Annotated in this window: 16 protein-coding genes and 1 pseudogene; 12 read left to right on the top strand and 5 right to left on the bottom strand. The window is 70.8% G+C overall.

Annotated features, from left to right (window positions below):
- Window positions 1-194: 194 nt before the first annotated feature.
- The 3 genes and pseudogenes from ACFY1S_RS12915 to ACFY1S_RS12905 all read right to left on the bottom strand — a co-directional run bounded on the left by ACFY1S_RS12915 (window position 195) and on the right by ACFY1S_RS12905 (window position 2,222).
- Window positions 195-458, bottom strand: a complete 264-nt coding sequence (locus ACFY1S_RS12915) for an HNH endonuclease signature motif containing protein (RefSeq protein WP_387117637.1) — start codon at window positions 456-458, stop codon at window positions 195-197.
- 73 nt (window positions 459-531) lie between these two features.
- Window positions 532-1,446, bottom strand: a pseudogene (locus ACFY1S_RS12910) (DUF222 domain-containing protein); the annotation flags it as partial.
- A gap of 59 nt (window positions 1,447-1,505) precedes the next feature.
- Entirely contained in the window at window positions 1,506-2,222 is a 717-nt protein-coding gene (locus tag ACFY1S_RS12905) for an SDR family oxidoreductase (RefSeq protein ID WP_387116407.1), read from the bottom strand.
- Between the two features lie 102 nt (window positions 2,223-2,324).
- Between ACFY1S_RS12905 and ACFY1S_RS12900 the strand changes: the two genes are divergently transcribed.
- Together ACFY1S_RS12900 and ACFY1S_RS12895 are read left to right on the top strand one after the other, a co-directional pair.
- A complete protein-coding gene (locus ACFY1S_RS12900; protein ID WP_387117634.1) occupies window positions 2,325-3,188 on the top strand; it encodes a LysR family transcriptional regulator in 864 nt (287 codons plus the stop codon).
- A 71-nt stretch (window positions 3,189-3,259) separates the two neighbouring features.
- Window positions 3,260-4,111, top strand: coding sequence for a menaquinone biosynthetic enzyme MqnA/MqnD family protein (locus ACFY1S_RS12895; RefSeq protein WP_387116404.1), 852 nt, complete (start codon window positions 3,260-3,262; stop codon window positions 4,109-4,111).
- Between the two features lie 75 nt (window positions 4,112-4,186).
- On the opposite strand, the gene ACFY1S_RS12890 is transcribed toward ACFY1S_RS12895, so the two are convergent.
- Window positions 4,187-5,146 (bottom strand): hypothetical protein, encoded by a 960-nt coding sequence (locus tag ACFY1S_RS12890; RefSeq protein ID WP_387116401.1) that lies wholly within the window; start codon window positions 5,144-5,146, stop codon window positions 4,187-4,189.
- Window positions 5,146-6,138, bottom strand: coding sequence for a hypothetical protein (locus ACFY1S_RS12885; protein ID WP_387116398.1), 993 nt, complete (start codon window positions 6,136-6,138; stop codon window positions 5,146-5,148). The genes ACFY1S_RS12890 and ACFY1S_RS12885 overlap by 1 nt, the downstream gene beginning before the upstream one ends.
- 373 nt (window positions 6,139-6,511) lie before the next feature.
- On the opposite strand from ACFY1S_RS12885, the gene paaA reads away from it, so the two are divergent.
- The 10 genes from paaA to ACFY1S_RS12835 all read left to right on the top strand — a co-directional run bounded on the left by paaA (window position 6,512) and on the right by ACFY1S_RS12835 (window position 14,681).
- Window positions 6,512-7,591: a 1,2-phenylacetyl-CoA epoxidase subunit PaaA gene (gene paaA, locus ACFY1S_RS12880; RefSeq protein WP_387116395.1), complete on the top strand. Its 1,080-nt coding sequence runs from the start codon at window positions 6,512-6,514 to the stop codon at window positions 7,589-7,591.
- The gene (gene paaB / locus ACFY1S_RS12875; protein ID WP_139585175.1) at window positions 7,588-7,875 is read left to right on the top strand and encodes a 1,2-phenylacetyl-CoA epoxidase subunit PaaB; all 288 of its coding nucleotides are present in this window, start codon (window positions 7,588-7,590) and stop codon (window positions 7,873-7,875) included. The genes paaA and paaB overlap by 4 nt, the downstream gene beginning before the upstream one ends.
- A gap of 58 nt (window positions 7,876-7,933) precedes the next feature.
- Window positions 7,934-8,659: a 1,2-phenylacetyl-CoA epoxidase subunit PaaC gene (gene paaC / locus ACFY1S_RS12870; RefSeq protein WP_387116391.1), complete on the top strand. Its 726-nt coding sequence runs from the start codon at window positions 7,934-7,936 to the stop codon at window positions 8,657-8,659.
- Window positions 8,653-9,129 carry a 1,2-phenylacetyl-CoA epoxidase subunit PaaD gene (paaD, locus tag ACFY1S_RS12865; RefSeq protein ID WP_387116388.1) on the top strand — a complete coding sequence of 159 codons (477 nt, stop codon included), beginning with the start codon at window positions 8,653-8,655 and terminating at the stop codon, window positions 9,127-9,129. Before paaC ends, paaD begins: the two co-directional genes overlap by 7 nt.
- Entirely contained in the window at window positions 9,126-10,235 is a 1,110-nt protein-coding gene (paaE, locus tag ACFY1S_RS12860) for a 1,2-phenylacetyl-CoA epoxidase subunit PaaE (protein ID WP_387116385.1), read from the top strand. The genes paaD and paaE overlap by 4 nt, the downstream gene beginning before the upstream one ends.
- On the top strand, window positions 10,232-10,633 hold the full coding sequence (locus ACFY1S_RS12855; protein ID WP_387116382.1) for a hypothetical protein: 402 nt from the start codon (window positions 10,232-10,234) through the stop codon (window positions 10,631-10,633). Before paaE ends, ACFY1S_RS12855 begins: the two co-directional genes overlap by 4 nt.
- Window positions 10,634-10,710: 77 nt before the next feature.
- The gene (gene mqnC, locus ACFY1S_RS12850) at window positions 10,711-11,901 is read left to right on the top strand and encodes a cyclic dehypoxanthinyl futalosine synthase (protein WP_387116379.1); all 1,191 of its coding nucleotides are present in this window, start codon (window positions 10,711-10,713) and stop codon (window positions 11,899-11,901) included.
- A gap of 412 nt (window positions 11,902-12,313) precedes the next feature.
- Window positions 12,314-13,540: an LPXTG cell wall anchor domain-containing protein gene (locus ACFY1S_RS12845; protein WP_387116376.1), complete on the top strand. Its 1,227-nt coding sequence runs from the start codon at window positions 12,314-12,316 to the stop codon at window positions 13,538-13,540.
- A gap of 135 nt (window positions 13,541-13,675) precedes the next feature.
- A complete protein-coding gene (locus ACFY1S_RS12840) occupies window positions 13,676-14,386 on the top strand; it encodes a demethylmenaquinone methyltransferase (protein ID WP_387116373.1) in 711 nt (236 codons plus the stop codon).
- A 70-nt stretch (window positions 14,387-14,456) separates the two neighbouring features.
- A complete protein-coding gene (locus tag ACFY1S_RS12835) occupies window positions 14,457-14,681 on the top strand; it encodes a hypothetical protein (RefSeq protein WP_387116370.1) in 225 nt (74 codons plus the stop codon).
- The last annotated feature ends 102 nt before the right edge of the window (window positions 14,682-14,783 follow it).

Below are 14,783 nucleotides of genomic sequence, written 5' to 3'. Positions count from 1 at the left end.
ACGCGGGGGTGCTCGTGGGCGGGCAGACCCGGGCGCGGCGGGCCGGACCAGGGCGCGGCTCGCTCTGGGCGCGGCCCGGTCCGGCGTGGCTTGCTCTGGGTGTGGTGTGGCGCTGGGTGGTGGCGTGGCCGGTCCGCCTCGCGCTCTGACCAGTCCGTCTCGCGCTCTGAAAGGAGAAGGCAGCTTCGGTGGGCTCAGCAGCGCCGGTGGTAGAGGTTGCGGCGTGGGGTGCGGAGCGGGTCGAGCCAGCCGGGTGGGAGGAACTCGGGCTGGCCGTCCGGTGCGATGCGGACCGTCCAGTCGCCCTGGTGGATGCGCCGGTGATGATGCCCGCAGAGCAGGACGGCGTTGCCCAGGGCTGTCACACCACCATCTGCCCAGTGCCGGACGTGGTGACCGTCGCACCAACGGGAGGGCCGGTCGCAGCCCGGGAAGGCGCAACCGCCGTCGCGCAGCACCAGAGCGCGTCGCCAGGGGGCCGGTGAAGAGTCGGCGCTGACGCCCGACGTCCAGGATCTGGCTGTTGCCGCCCAGCACTGCCGGCAGTACGGCGGCCTCGCAGGCGAGGCGGCGGACCGCGCCCGGTGGGAGGCGCGCGCCGGTCTCCAGGGTGCCCGCGCGTACCCCGTTGAGCAGCGCGTCCAGCGACATGGTCACCACGAGGTGCGGCCGGTCGCCGCCGTTGTCGGGCAGGCTGCCGGTGCAGAGAGCCAGCCGGCAGATCTCGCCGAGCGCGTCCGCCCGGCGCTGGCCGGGGCTGCGGTCGTCGTGGTCGCCGGACGGGGCGCTGAGTGGATCGATCGCCTCGCGCAGCAGGCTCGCGGTTTCGGTGTCGAGGTTGCCGCTGAGGCGTACCTGCCCGTCCTTCTGCTCGGACAGGGTGACGTGCCGGCGGGTCTCGGCCCGCTCGGCGGCCCGTGTGAGGGCGGCCAACTCGGCCTGGTCGGCCAGGTCGGGTGCGACGTGCGTGAGGGCCCGTTCGCCGAGGCGGCTCAGGATGGTCGGGTCGAAGCGGTCTGCCCAGGCGATCAACAGCTCGGTGGCCTTGTCCGCCACCTCCGGGCCGACCTCGACCGGCAGGGCCGCGATCGTCTCCGCCACGACCCGGCCCTGCTCGACGGTGAGAGTGCCGCCGAGCAGGGCCGCGCGGACCGGTGGTGGCGCGGCGCCGATCGTGGTGGCGAGCTGAACAATCTGGCAGGCCGATCGGCTCGAGAGCCGGAGCCGTTCCCGCAGCCAGACGGCTGTGGACGCGGCGCCTCGGGAGACCGCGAGGCCACGGGCGTCCAGCTCACGCACGAGACCGAGCTGAACGGTCGCCAACCGCTGCGCCACCGCGTGTGCCGCGTCGATCGATGCGAGCAGGTCGTCGTCGGACAGCGCCCAGGCAACGGCTTCGGCACAGTCGTCAACGACACCGTCCGCCTGCGCCAACGCCCTCAACATGAACCGACAATCGAACAGGCGTACGACACTTTCGGCTCAAGATCAGGGTGCCGTCCGGGTCACCAGGGGACGACGCCCCCGTCGTCGAAGAAGCCGCCGCGCGGCCCGTCATCCGGCAGGGTGGCGAGCCGGATCGCTATCGCGCCACCCTGCTCGGGTGTCCGTGGCGCGTTGAACCCGGTGAAGTCGGTCGCCACGTAGCCGGGGCAGGCGGCGTTCACGATGACGTTCGTGTCGGCCAGCCGGCGGGCGTACTGGGCCGTGACGCTGTTGAGCATCGACTTCGACGGTGCGTACGCGGCGAGGACCGGGCCGGTCTGCAACGTCAGGGAGCCCATGTTGCTCGACATGTTGACGATGCGCGGCGAGCTGGCGCGGCGCAGCAGCGGGAGCATCGCGTTCGTCACCCGGACCACCCCGAACACGTTCGTTTCGAGGACGGTGCGGACGACGTCGAGGTCGAGTGTCGTCGGGTCCTGCGCGCCACCGTCGGTCCGGCCGCTGATGCCGGCGTTGTTGACGAGCACGTCGAGTCGTCCCGCCGTCCGCTCGATGATCGCCGCCGCTGCGGTGACGCTGTCGTCGGAGGTGACGTCGAGGGCGACCCCTGTCGCGTCGAGACCCGCGGCACGCAGACGCTCCACGGACTCCTCGCGCCTGGCGTCGTCGCGGGCGCCCACCGCGACGGTGAAGCCGATCCTTCCGAGGCCGTGGGCGATGGCGAAACCGATTCCCTTGTTCGCGCCGGTGACCAGCGCGATCTTCTTGTCGTTCACGCGGTTCATGCTCATCGGGTCGTGAGCCGGCGTCCAAGACCGATCCGGTACGCAGTGATACTCGGCAGGTATCAGGCGCGTTAGGCTCTGTCCGTGAGTGACCTGGAGACACGCGAACTCCGTTACTTCGTCGCCGTCGCCGAGGAACTGCACTTCGGGCGTGCCGCTGTCCGGCTCGGGATCGCACAACCGCCGCTCTCGCGCGCGATCCGCCAGTTGGAGCACCGGCTCGGTGTCGACCTCCTCGACCGGGACCGTCGGGGAACCGCGCTCACGGATGCCGGAAGGGTGCTACTCGGCGAGGCGCGAGCAGCCCTCGACGCGGTGGTGGCCGCTGAGCGACGGACACGGCGTGCCGGTGATCCGAAACGGCCGCTGGTGCTCGCGACGAAGGCCGGCGCGTCCCACGAGCTGCTGCAACGGCTCCTGGGCGCGGCTGCGAGCGAACCCGGTGCGGCGCCTGTCGAAGTCCTCCTGTGTGAGGTCGGTGAGCAGGCGGGGCTGCTGCGCGCCGGGCGCGCCGATGTGGCACTCATGCACCGTCCCTTCGACGACCTCGCCGGGTTCGACACCGAGGACCTCTGCGTCGAAGGCCAGGTCGCTCTCCTGCCCGCCGGGCACCCGCTCGCGTCCCGCGACCAGCTCACGATGGCCGAGGTCCGCGACGTGCCGGGCCTGCCTATCGCGCGATGGCCCCGGCTGGACGGGTCGTACCCGGACGGTCCGGGACCGGAGGTGCGCACCCAGTCGCAGCTCGCTCAGCTCGTCGCGCTCGGCAAAACGCTGCTGGTGATTCCTGCCTCCAGCCGTGCCTGGCAGTGGCCCGACCACGTCGCGGTGCCGGTGGTCGACGCGCCGACAGTCACGACCGTGATCGCCTGGCCGCCGAACAGCCGCTCCCTGGCAATTGCCTCACTCGTCCGTTCCGCTGCCGACCTTCGCAACACCGCGCTGTCTGGCTCGTGAGCGGATGCGGGCTTTGCCACTCCGGGCCGGCCCGCCGAGCCCCGCCGGAACGCCGGGGATACGGTCGGGTCATGGCTGAGCGCATCGCACGCCCGCGAGTAGGGCACATCCAGTTCCTGAACTGCCTGCCGATCTACTGGGGCCTGATGCGCTCGGGTGCCCTCCTCGACGTCGACCTGCACAAGGACTCGCCGGACCGGTTGAGCGCGGCGCTTGTCGCCGGTGACCTCGACATCGGCCCGATCACGCTGATGGAGTACCTGCGGCACGCCGACGAGCTGCTCCTCCTGCCGGACCTGGCGGTGGGCAGCGACGGGCCGGTGCTCTCGGTCAACCTGGTCTCGACCAGGCCCCTCGCCGAGCTGGACGGCGCGAAGGTCGCGCTCGGCTCGACGTCCCGCACCGGGGTGATGCTGGCCCAGCTGCTGCTCGCCGAGCGGTACGACGTGCGGCCCGACTACTTCCGCTGCCCGCCGGACCTGACCCAGATGCTGCTGGAGGCCGACGCCGGTGTGCTGATCGGGGACGTGGCGCTGCGGGCGCTCTACGACGCGCCGCAGCGCGGCCTCACGGTCACCGACCTCGGTCAGGCGTGGCGGGAGTGGAGTGGGCTGCCGATGGTCTTCGCCGTCTGGGCGGTTCGCCGCGATTTCGCCGCCGCCCATCCGGGCCTGGTCAAGGAGGTCCACGAGGCGTTCCTGCGTTCGCGTGACCTGTGCCTGGCCGAGCTGGACCAGGTCGCCGAGGCGGCTGCCCGGTGGGAGACGTTCGACGCCGCGACGCTCGCCACGTACTTCCGGACCCTTGACTTCTCGCTTGGTGACCGGCAGGTCGCGGGGCTGCGAGAGTTCGCCAGGCGGGTCGCGGCGCTCGGGGAGGTTCCGGAGCTGCCGGACGGCGGCCCCGAGTTCTTCGCCGGCTGAGCCGCGGGCACGCCATCCGGTTGAGCCGCCGGCACGCCAGCCGGCGCGGCCGGCCGGCTGGCGTTGAGCTGCGGGTCAGGTGCCGGGGCGGAGCAGCGCCTCGGTGATCTTCTCGCAGTTCTTCATGCCGTAGTCGTAGCCCATGTCGATCGGGTACTTGACCATCACGCCCATCGTCCAGGTGTCGCCGATGGCCAGGCAGTTGATGTGCATCTCCTGCTCCCTGGTCCGGTCGATCCACCCGTTCTTGATGGCGATCTGCTTCTGCTCGGCTGCCGGGAACGCCTTGCGGATGCCGAAGTCACCGGCGCCGCGCACCAGCTTCATCTCGTTGAGCAGCCACTTGGTCCACTTCGGGCCGGCGGCCGTGCCGGTGGCGATGCAGTTGCCCAGGCGGGCGGTGTCGCGCGGGGAGAGTGCCGTCCGGGACCAGCCCTTGTCGGGGGCGACGCTGCTGTCGGTGAGCTTGCACATGGAGATCAGTCGCTTGATCGAGGCGTCCCGGCCCACCGTGTTGTAGAACTGCTCGGCGCGGGTGTTGTCGCTGTCCCTGATGATCCGCGTCGCGTCGGCGAGCTTCGCGTCGCTCGGCGTCTGACCGTTGTCGGCCGCGCGGCGGAGGTAGTCGGCGACGATCCAGGCCTTGATCATCGAGGCGGTGGTGCTGGTCTCGCCCATGTTCTTCGAACCGATGATCTTTCCGGTCCGACGGTCGAGCACACTCCAGGAGTACCAGCCCTCGATGTCGAGCTTGAGGTCCTTCGCCACGAACGGCAGCGGCTCCAGCGACGGGCTGGGGCTGGGTGACGGCGCGGCCGGCTGGCGGGCGCTGCGGTCGATGGCTGTGCCTGTGGACCGGCCGCCGGGCGTACCGGAATCACCCCACCGCGCGGCGGCGGACGACTCGAACGGCGACCCGGGCAGCAGTCGCAGCGACACCAGCACCAGCCCGATCAGGATGATCGCGATGGCGATCAACCGGAGTGGGGACGCCTCACCACCGCCGCGCCTGTCGGCCCGACGGTTGCCGGCCATCAGAGCTTCCCGACGGGCTGCTGCGGCACCTTCAGCGCGGCGCCCGGCTGCGGGGTGACCAACTGGGTGGCGACGCTGGCGCAGACCTGCGCCCCGTAGTCCAGTCCACTTCTGATCGGATAGCGCAGCATCACCGCGAGGCTCCACTTGCCGTTGACGGCCAGACAGTTGACGTGCCAGTTGCCGTCGTACGCGATGGGGGTCCAGCCGTTCTTCATGCTGACCGGGCCCTGGGCGGTGATCGACTTGGGCAGGCCGTCGATGATCCCCCATCGGCCGCCGCCCGAGCTTGCCTTCTGGTCCTTGGCGGCGGTGGTGCCCCTGACCTTGCTCATCTGGTCGAGCACCCACTTCGTCCACTTCGGGCCGGCGGCCTTGCCGTCGGCGATGCAGTCGCCGAGCCGGACGGCGTCGCGGGGGGACATCCGGGTGAAGCTCCAGTAGCCGGTGTACGGCTTGACGTTGCCCCGCTTGGTGTCGGTCAGCCCGCAGATCTTGATTGCCCGCTGGATCACCGCGTCGGGCGTGCTGCTGGTCGAGGCCCGGTACGAGCCACCGGCGGCGGAGTGGACCTTGTTGGCGGCGCCGTCGTTGCTGTCGATGATGGCCAGCCGGGACGCCTCCTTCAGCGCCGCGGGCGGCTCCCTGTCACCGAGCTGCCGCAGGTAGTCGGAGACGATCCACGCCTTGATCATCGACTCGGTGGAGCTGGTCGAGGTCATGTTGGGCGATCCGGAGATCTTGCCGGTCTGCCTGTCCATCAGCGCCCATGAGAAGAACTCGCCCTTGAAGCTCACCGACACCGGGCCGGCCGCCAGGGTGGGCGGCGGTGGTGGGGTGGGTGCGGGCGCGGCGACTGTCGAGGCGGCGCCGCCGCCTCCGCCTGCGCTGCTGGTGCCGTCGGCCAGTCGGGCGTACGCGGTGGGGACCAGCAGGACGCCACCGAGCAGGACCGCCGCGACGGCGAGCACCATGGTCACGCGAGATCGCATGAGTTGGGTGAGCTCCAGATGTCAGGGCCGGGGGGACCGGCTTGTTGTCCGGGGCGACCGGTGCGATCGCCGAGGCCGGGGGAGGTGGCCTCTGTGGAGACGGCGATTCTGGGCAGCCGATCGATGTGACCGGCAGAAGTCTACGTCCGGACCGGCGGCTCGCCAGAACCCGACACCAGGCAACTTGCAATGAAGACGGAATATCGGCACGGTATGCGGCTTCTGAGAGGGTTCATCTTTCGGCCGTGAGCTAGCTCATAGTCCGACGGGTCGCGCAACGTGAGGAAAAACCGCCTGTTCGTGACCGAAGGTGACTCCGGTTTCCTGTTACACCCCCTGGTGCATCTAGGCGCAAGCTGTAACACTTGTCCTCATGTATGGCAACGACTTCTCCGCGCCGGCGGACGCTCCGGACGACCCGCCCGGTGGCGGCCTGCTGGGTGAGGTCGAGGCGGCCGAGGCCGACCTGCGCGCGGCAGCAGCGCGCGAGCGGCGCGGCGGACCCGCGCCGGACGAGGACCTGGCCGCGTACTTCGCCGACGTGGTGGGGGCCGAGCAGAAGATCGAGCCGCGCGACTGGATGCCCGAGGCGTACCGCCGGACGCTGATCCGGCAGATCGCCCAGCACGCCCACTCCGAGATCATCGGCATGCAGCCGGAGGGCAACTGGATCAGCCGGGCGCCGTCGCTCAAGCGCAAGGCGATCCTGCTGGCCAAGGTGCAGGACGAGGCGGGCCACGGGCTCTACCTGTACGCCGCCGCCGAGACCCTCGGCATCAGTCGCGACGAGCTTGTCCAACTGCTCCTGGACGGGAAGCAGAAGTACAGCTCGATCTTCAACTACCCCACCCTGACCTGGGCCGACGTGGGTGCGATCGGCTGGCTGGTGGACGGCGCCGCGATCGTCAACCAGGTGCCGCTGTGCCGCTGCTCCTACGGCCCGTACGCCCGGGCGATGATCCGGGTCTGCAAGGAGGAGTCGTTCCACCAGCGCCAGGGCTACGAGATCCTGCACACCCTCGCGCACGGCACGACCGGGCAGAAGGCCATGGCGCAGGACGCGGTGGATCGCTGGTGGTACCCGTCGCTCGCCATGTTCGGCCCGCCGGACGGCGACTCCACGCACTCCGCCCAGTCGATGGCCTGGAAGATCAAGCGTTTCTCGAACGACGACCTGCGGCAGCGTTTCGTCGACATGTGCGTCGGGCAGGCCGAGGTGCTCGGGCTGCGCATCCCCGATGGCGACCTGCGCTGGAACGAGGAGCGGCAGGCGTACGACTACACCCAGCCGGACTACGACGAGCTGATGCGGGTGATCTCCGGCAACGGGCCGTGCAACAGGGAGCGGATGGCGCACCGGCGGGCCGCCCACGCCGACGGCGCATGGGTACGCGAGGCCGCCGCGGCGTACGCCGCCAAGCGGGCGGAACAGAAGGAGAAGGTGGCCGCGTGAGCACCGAACACTCGCCGTTGTGGGAGGTCTTCGTGCGCGCCCGGCGTGGGCTGTCGCACACCCACGTCGGCAGCCTGCACGCCCCAGACGCCGAACTGGCCCTGCGTAACGCCAGGGATCTCTACACCCGGCGGCAGGAGGGCGTGTCGATCTGGGTGGTGCCGGCCGGCGCGATCACCGCGTCCAGCCCGGACGAGAAGGACGCCTTCTTCGACCCGGCCGCCGACAAGGTCTACCGCCACCCCACGTTCTACGAGGTGCCGGACGGGGTGGCCCACCTGTGAGCGGGTGGAGCGAGCGAACCAGCCAGCTCAGCAACGCCGAGCGCGGCGAGGTGGCGTCGTGAACGGGCCCTTCGACTTCGCTCTCGGCCTCGGTGACGACGCGTTGGTCGCCGCGCAGCGGCTGGCCGAGTGGACCGCCCGCGCGCCGGAGATGGAAGAGGACATCGCGCTCGCCAACATCGCCCTCGACCAGCTCGGGGCTGCGCGCCTGCTGCTGTCGTACGCCGGTGAGCTGGAGGGCGCGGGCCGGGACGAGGACGCGCTGGCGTACCTGCGCGACGACCGCGAGTTCCGCAACGTGCTCCTGGTCGAGCTGCCCAACGGCGACTTCGCGGTGACGACGGCGAAGCTGTTCTTCCTGGCCGCGTACCAGCTTCCGCTCTACACGGCGCTTGCTGGTTGCGGCGACGAGCGGCTGGCCGCGATCGGCGCGAAGGCACGCAAGGAGTCGGCGTACCACCTCGACCACAGCGCGCTGTGGGTGAAGCGGCTCGGTGACGGCACCGAGGAGTCGCACAGTCGCATGCAGTCGGCAGTCGACGAGATGTGGCCGTACACCCATGAGCTGTTCACCGCGGACCCGGCGGCGCCTGTCGACCCGGCCACCCTGCGGCAGGCGTTCGACGAGACGGTCGGCCCGGTGCTGACCGAGGCGACGCTGACCCGGCCGGAGAGCGCCTGGGCGCCGGCCGGCGGCCGGGCCGGTGTGCACACCGAGCACCTGTCCTACCTGCTCGCCGAGATGCAGGTGCTGCACCGCGCCCATCCCGGGGCGACGTGGTGAACCCCAGGGACGCGGCCGCGTCGGTGGTGGACCCGGAGATCCGGGTGATCACCATCGACGAGCTGGGCATCCTGCGGGCGGTCGAGGAGGATCCGGCGAGTGGCCGGGTCACCGTCACCATCACCCCGACCTACACGGGCTGCCCGGCGATGGACGTGATCCGGGCCGACATCAGGCGGGCGCTCGCCGCCGCCGGCCACGCCGACGCGGAGATCCGGACCGTCTACAGCCCACCGTGGAGCACCGACTGGATCTCCGAGGGTGGGCGCGCCAAGCTCGCCGCCGCCGGGATCGCCCCGCCGGAGCCGGTACGCGCCCCCGGCGTCGTGTCGTTGACCCTCGCGGTCCGGTGCCCGCAGTGCGGCTCACCGGAGACCGAGCAGGTCAGCAGGTTCGGCTCGACCGCCTGCAAGGCGCTGTGGCGTTGCCGTTCCTGCTCCGAACCCTTCGACCACCTGAAGGCGCTGTGACTGTCACCATCACCCGCCCGGTCCGCCGCCGGCCGGTCTTCCACCCGCTGTCCGTCGCCGCAGTCGACAGGCTCACCGACGACTCCGTGGCGGTGACCTTCGCCGTACCCGAGGATCTGCGGGAGACCTTCGCTTTCCGCGCCGGCCAGCACCTCACCGTGCGGCGGGTCACCGACGACGGCGAGGACGTGCGCCGGTCGTACTCCATCTGTTCCACCCCCGACGACCTGACCCGGCACGGCCGGTTGCGGATCGGGGTGCGGGAGGTCCCCGGCGGCGCCTTCTCGGCGTTCGCCTGCGGCGCGCTGCGCGGCGGCGACACGGTCGAGGTGCTGCCGCCGCTGGGCACCTTCACCACGGCGTTCGCGCCGGACCGGGTGCGGCACTACGGCGCGGTCGTCGCCGGCTCCGGCATCACGCCGGTGCTCGGGCTGGTCGCGACCGCCCTGGCCGTCGAGCCGGCCAGCACGTTCACAGTGGTGTACGGCAACCGCACGGCGAACACAGTGATGTTCGCCGAGGAACTGGCCGACCTGAAGGACCGCTATCCCACCAGGCTGCACCTGGTGCACGTGCTGTCCCGGGAGCAGGGCGAGTCGCCGTTGCTCTCCGGCCGGATCGACGCCGAGCGGCTGGAGCGTCTGCTGGACACGATCGTGCCGGGCGACGTCATCGAGGAATGGTTCCTCTGCGGCCCGTACGGCATGGTGGTCGACGTCCGGGACGTGCTGACCGCGCGCGGGCTGCCCGAGTCGGCGGTACGCACCGAACTGTTCCACGTCGACACCCCGCCGGAGCCGGTGCGCCGGCCCGTCGACCAGCCGGGTGCCGGCACCGAGGTGACGATCGTCCTGGACGGCAGGTCGTCGAGCTTCACGATGGGCCGCGCGGAGCGCGTGCTGGATGCCGCGTTGAAGGTGCGCGGCGAGTTGCCGTACGCCTGCAAGGGCGGTGTCTGCTCGACCTGCAAGGCGAAGGTCGTGGACGGGTCGGTCACGATGGCCCGCAACTACGCCCTGGAGCCCGACGAGTTGGCCGCCGGCTACGTCCTGACCTGCCAGTCCAGCCCGACCACCGACAAGCTGACTGTCGACTACGACGCATGACGACGCCTGACGACCGGGAGTTCGTCGAGCGGTTCGCCGAGGTCACCGGCGGGCGGCGTCCGACCGGGTACGTGGAGGGATGGGAGCAGTTCGTCGGGTTCTGTGAGGAGGGCTACCACGACAACCTCGACGAGTACTGGTTCGACCTCAGCATCCGGGACTCCATCGAGAGGCTGCTGACCGACGAACGGTTGTTCGGCTTCCCGCAGATGGGCTGGGTCCGGGAGCGGATCGAGGCGGCGGACGAACGGTTCCGGGCGGTGCTCTCCGAACAGCCGATGCCGGGGCGCTCCGAACGGTCGTGGTGGGAGGCGTACCTGCCGGCATGGGCGGGGTCGGAGTTCGCGACGGAGCTGCGGGACACCTACGGCGTACACGTCGAGGTGCGCGAGAGCTGACGGTCGCGGCTGTGGGACGTGCCGCACCCTGCCGGGGCCAGGCGGTCGAGTCGCGTGCGGCGACGTACGCTCGGGGTGTGACGGTGAGCCGGGAGATCGACGACATCCTGCAGCGCGGCGCGGACGGCGGGCGGATCACGCCCGAGGAGGCGCTGCTGCTCTACACCGAGGCGCCCTTCCACGCGTTGGGCGAGGCGGCGGACGCGGTGCGCCGGCGGCGCTACCCGGACAACGTCGTCACCTACCTGATCGATCGCAACATCAACTACACGAACGTCTGCGTGACGGCGTGCAAGTTCTGCGCGTTCTACCGCGCGCCCAAGCACAAGGAAGGGTGGACCCACCCGACCGAGGAGATCCTGCGGCGGTGCGGTGAGGCGGTCGAGCTGGGCGCGACCCAGGTGATGCTCCAGGGCGGGCACCACCCGGACTACGGCGTCGAGTACTACGAGGAGCTGTTCTCCTCGGTCAAGCAGGCGTACCCGCAGCTGGCCATCCACTCGATCGGCCCGAGCGAGATCCTGCACATGGCCAAGGTGTCCGGGGTGAGCCTGGACGAGGCCATCGCGCGCATCAAGACCGCCGGTCTGGATTCGATCGCGGGTGCCGGCGCGGAGATGCTGCCGGAGCGTCCGCGCAAGGCCATCGCGCCGCTCAAGGAGTCGGGCGAGCGCTGGCTGGAGGTCATGGAGCTGGCCCACCGGCAGGGCATCGAGTCGACCGCCACGATGATGATGGGCACCGGTGAGACGCACGCCGAGCGGATCGAGCACCTGCGCATGATCCGTGACGTGCAGGACCGCACCCGGGGTTTCCGGTCGTTCATCCCGTGGACGTACCAGCCGGAGAACAACCACCTCAAGGGCCGCACCCAGGCGACCACGCTCGAGTACCTGCGCCTCGTCGCGGTGGCCCGCCTGTTCTTCGAGACCGTCCCGCACCTCCAGGCGTCCTGGCTGACCACAGGCAAGGACGTCGGGCAGCTCTCCCTGCACATGGGCGTGGACGACCTCGGCTCGATCATGCTGGAGGAGAACGTGATCTCCTCGGCGGGCGCGCGGCACCGCTCCAACCTGCACGAGCTGATCGGCATGATCCGCTCGGCGGACCGGATCCCCGCGCAGCGGGACACGCTCTACAACCGGCTCGCCGTGCACCACACGCCTGCCGACGACCCGACCGACGAGCGGGTGGTCTCGCACTTCTCCTCGATCGCCCTGCCGGGCGGCGGGGCGGGCCGGTCGCTGCCCCTCGTCGAGGTCAACTGACCCGCCCGTTCGGCTGACCGGGGCTCGTGCTCCCGCCCGACCACGGTGGCCGGTACGGGTGGTCCCGGCCGTCGCAACGTCCGGCTGTCCCGTCCGGGGCTGGTGGAGATGATCGTCGGCGGCTAGCGTCCCGGCTCGTATCCGTCGCCACCGTGGATCGACGAAATCGGCGCGACCCTGCTGCTGGCGGATGGTCTGATGGTCCTGGTCAGGGCTGTCCTCCATCGGCCCGTGAGGGTCGTCCACATAACGCACGGCGGTACGGGCGGGATGGGTCACCATCCCGCCCGTACCGTCTCCGGGTCCGGACCGGACGGCTCAAAGTGGTGCGCGCCGCTGGCGTGGGACATCGACCTCCGATAACGTCCCCCCGGTTCCGCAACCACTGATTTCCCTATCCCCCGGGGGACTGATGACCGCGTTCCACCGCTCGGCGCTGGCTCGTGCCAGCGTCGTGGCCCTGCTGGCGGCCGGTGGCCTGGCCACCGTCGCCGCCCCGGCGCACGCCGCCGACACGGCCGAGATCAGCCTGCAACCGATCAGTACGACCCTTGCCAAGGGTGTCGGCGCGGCGCGCGCGAAGCCGTTCAAGTTCACAGTCACCAACTCCGGCTCCGTGGATGCCAAGAACGTCACGGTCCGGGTGGACACCCGTCAGTTGAAGCGCAAGCGGGTCGGTCTGGTCCCTCCCGCCGACTGCGTGCTCAACACCACCGAGATCTACAGCTGCACCCTCGGCGATCTGCCGGCCGGCACCAGCGAGGACTTCGGCATCCCGCTCTTCAGCACGGGCGGCCGCGGTGACGGTGGGGTGCTGGTCGTCGAGGTCGCCACAGTGACGCCGCAGAAAGACATCGTGGATGACACCGTCGAGGTGCCGATCACCGTCGCGAAACCTGGTTACGACCTGACCGCCTGGGCGCAGGATGTGCAGGCCAACGTCGTGGTCAACGGCGCCGTCATCGACGAGCCCGATCTCAAGCCGGTCCCCCGTGGGGCGACGGTGCCGCTGGGCTGGGCCGTCTACAACGACGGCAGCCGCAAGGCCACAGGCATCTTCTTCGGCCTTACCCTGCCGGTGGGCGTCACCTTCGCGAAGAAGCCACAGGGCTGCCTCGAGCAGGTCTACCTGGGCAAGCAGCAGCTGTTCTGCGAGGACGCCGGCGCGGTCGTCAAGCCCGGGCAGTACTACACCGCCGACGTCCAGGTGACCGTCGGCGACGGCGTGACCGAGCCGATCCTGCACGAGGGTGATCTCTTCGGGTACGGGTTGGACGCCGCCGAGGGCAAGCCGGAGCAGGAGCCGAAGGCGGCCACCTCCGCGCAGCGCAAGACCTTCACCGAGGTCGACGTGCTGGACAACCACACCACCTTCGAGGCGTTCGTCGACCTCCGCGCGCAGCCGACCCCGACGCCCACGCCGACCGTGACGCCGACCGGCACGCCGACGCCGGGAGCGACCACCTCGCCGGGCGCCGGCGGCGGTGCGGGCGGAGGACTGCCGGTGACCGGTGTGCAGGCCAGCCTGATCGGCGGCATCGGCGGTCTGATCCTGCTCGTGGGTGGGGCGCTGCTGGTGCTCTCCCGTCGCCGCAAGGTCGTCCTGGTCACCCCGGGTGACGAGAAGTCGACCGACTGACGTAGCAGCGACGCGGGGGCGGGGTGGGCGACCACCCCGCCCTTTCGCGTCCCCGGCCGGGCCGCGCCGGTCCCGCACCCGGCGGTACGCGGACCCAGCGGTCGACCGCCGGGGCGTGGCTGGCAGAGTAGAGGGGTGAGCCGTACCCCGCAGGGCCAGCGAGCCAACCTGGACAAGCAGCCGCACGAGGTCGCCGCGATGTTCGACGGCGTGGCGGAGCGTTACGACCTGACCAACACGGTGATCTCGCTGGGCCAGGACCGCTCCTGGCGTCGGTCCACCCGCGCGGCGCTCGGGTTGCGACCGGGCGAGCGGGTGCTGGACGTGGGCGCGGGCACCGGCGTCTCGACGCTGGAGCTGGCGCAGTCCGGGGCGTACGCGGTGGGTGCGGACCTGTCGCTGGGCATGCTGTACGCGGGCAAGCGGGCCCGACCGCAGGTGCCGTTGCTGGCCGGTGACGCGCTCCGGCTGCCGTTCGCGGACGCCAGCTTCGACGCGGTGACCATCTCGTTCGCGCTGCGCAACGTCAACGACACCGACGCGGCCCTGCGCGAGCTGGCTCGGGTCACCCGGCCCGGTGGGCGGCTTGTGGTGTGCGAGTTCAGCACCCCGGTCAACCCGGCCTTCCGGACGGTGTACCTGTCGTACCTGATGCGGTCCCTGCCCGCGGTGGCCCGCACGGTCTCCAGCAACCCGGAGGCGTACGTGTACCTGGCCGAGTCGATCCGGGCCTGGCCGGACCAGGCGGCCCTCGCCGGGCGGGTCGCCGCGGCCGGCTGGGGTCGGGTGGCGTGGCGCAACCTGACAGGCGGTGTGGTGGCCCTGCACCGGGGCATCCGCGAGTAGATACGCCACTCGGGATGGACAATTCGTGAATGTCGGGCTTTAGTCCACTTTGCCCCGTACGCTCGTCCGCATGACCGGAGCAGACCGGGCGGACCCGGTGGCCGCCACCGACGACGACGCTGCCGAACTCATCGCGCAGCTCCGCGCGCTGGCCGGCGCCGACCCGGCGGAGGTCCGGCAGGTGGTCGCCGAGGTGCTGGCCGCGCTGGACCGGGCGGCCGGAGGCGCGCTGCGCGAGCACCTGCCGGAGGCGATCCGCGTCGACGCGGGCCTGGAGGCACCCAGCCCGGCCTGACACTCGACTGCTGTGGACGGTCCTCGACTGTCACATCGGCGAGTTAGGTACCCCTGATCCTGCGCTGGTATGACGCCGGTCATACACTCGTCCCGTCTGGCT

It is taken from the genome of Micromonospora sp. NPDC000663 (genome assembly GCF_042898105.1).
Classification (GTDB): domain Bacteria; phylum Actinomycetota; class Actinomycetes; order Mycobacteriales; family Micromonosporaceae; genus Micromonospora.
This window is presented reverse-complemented; position numbering and strand designations above follow the sequence as displayed.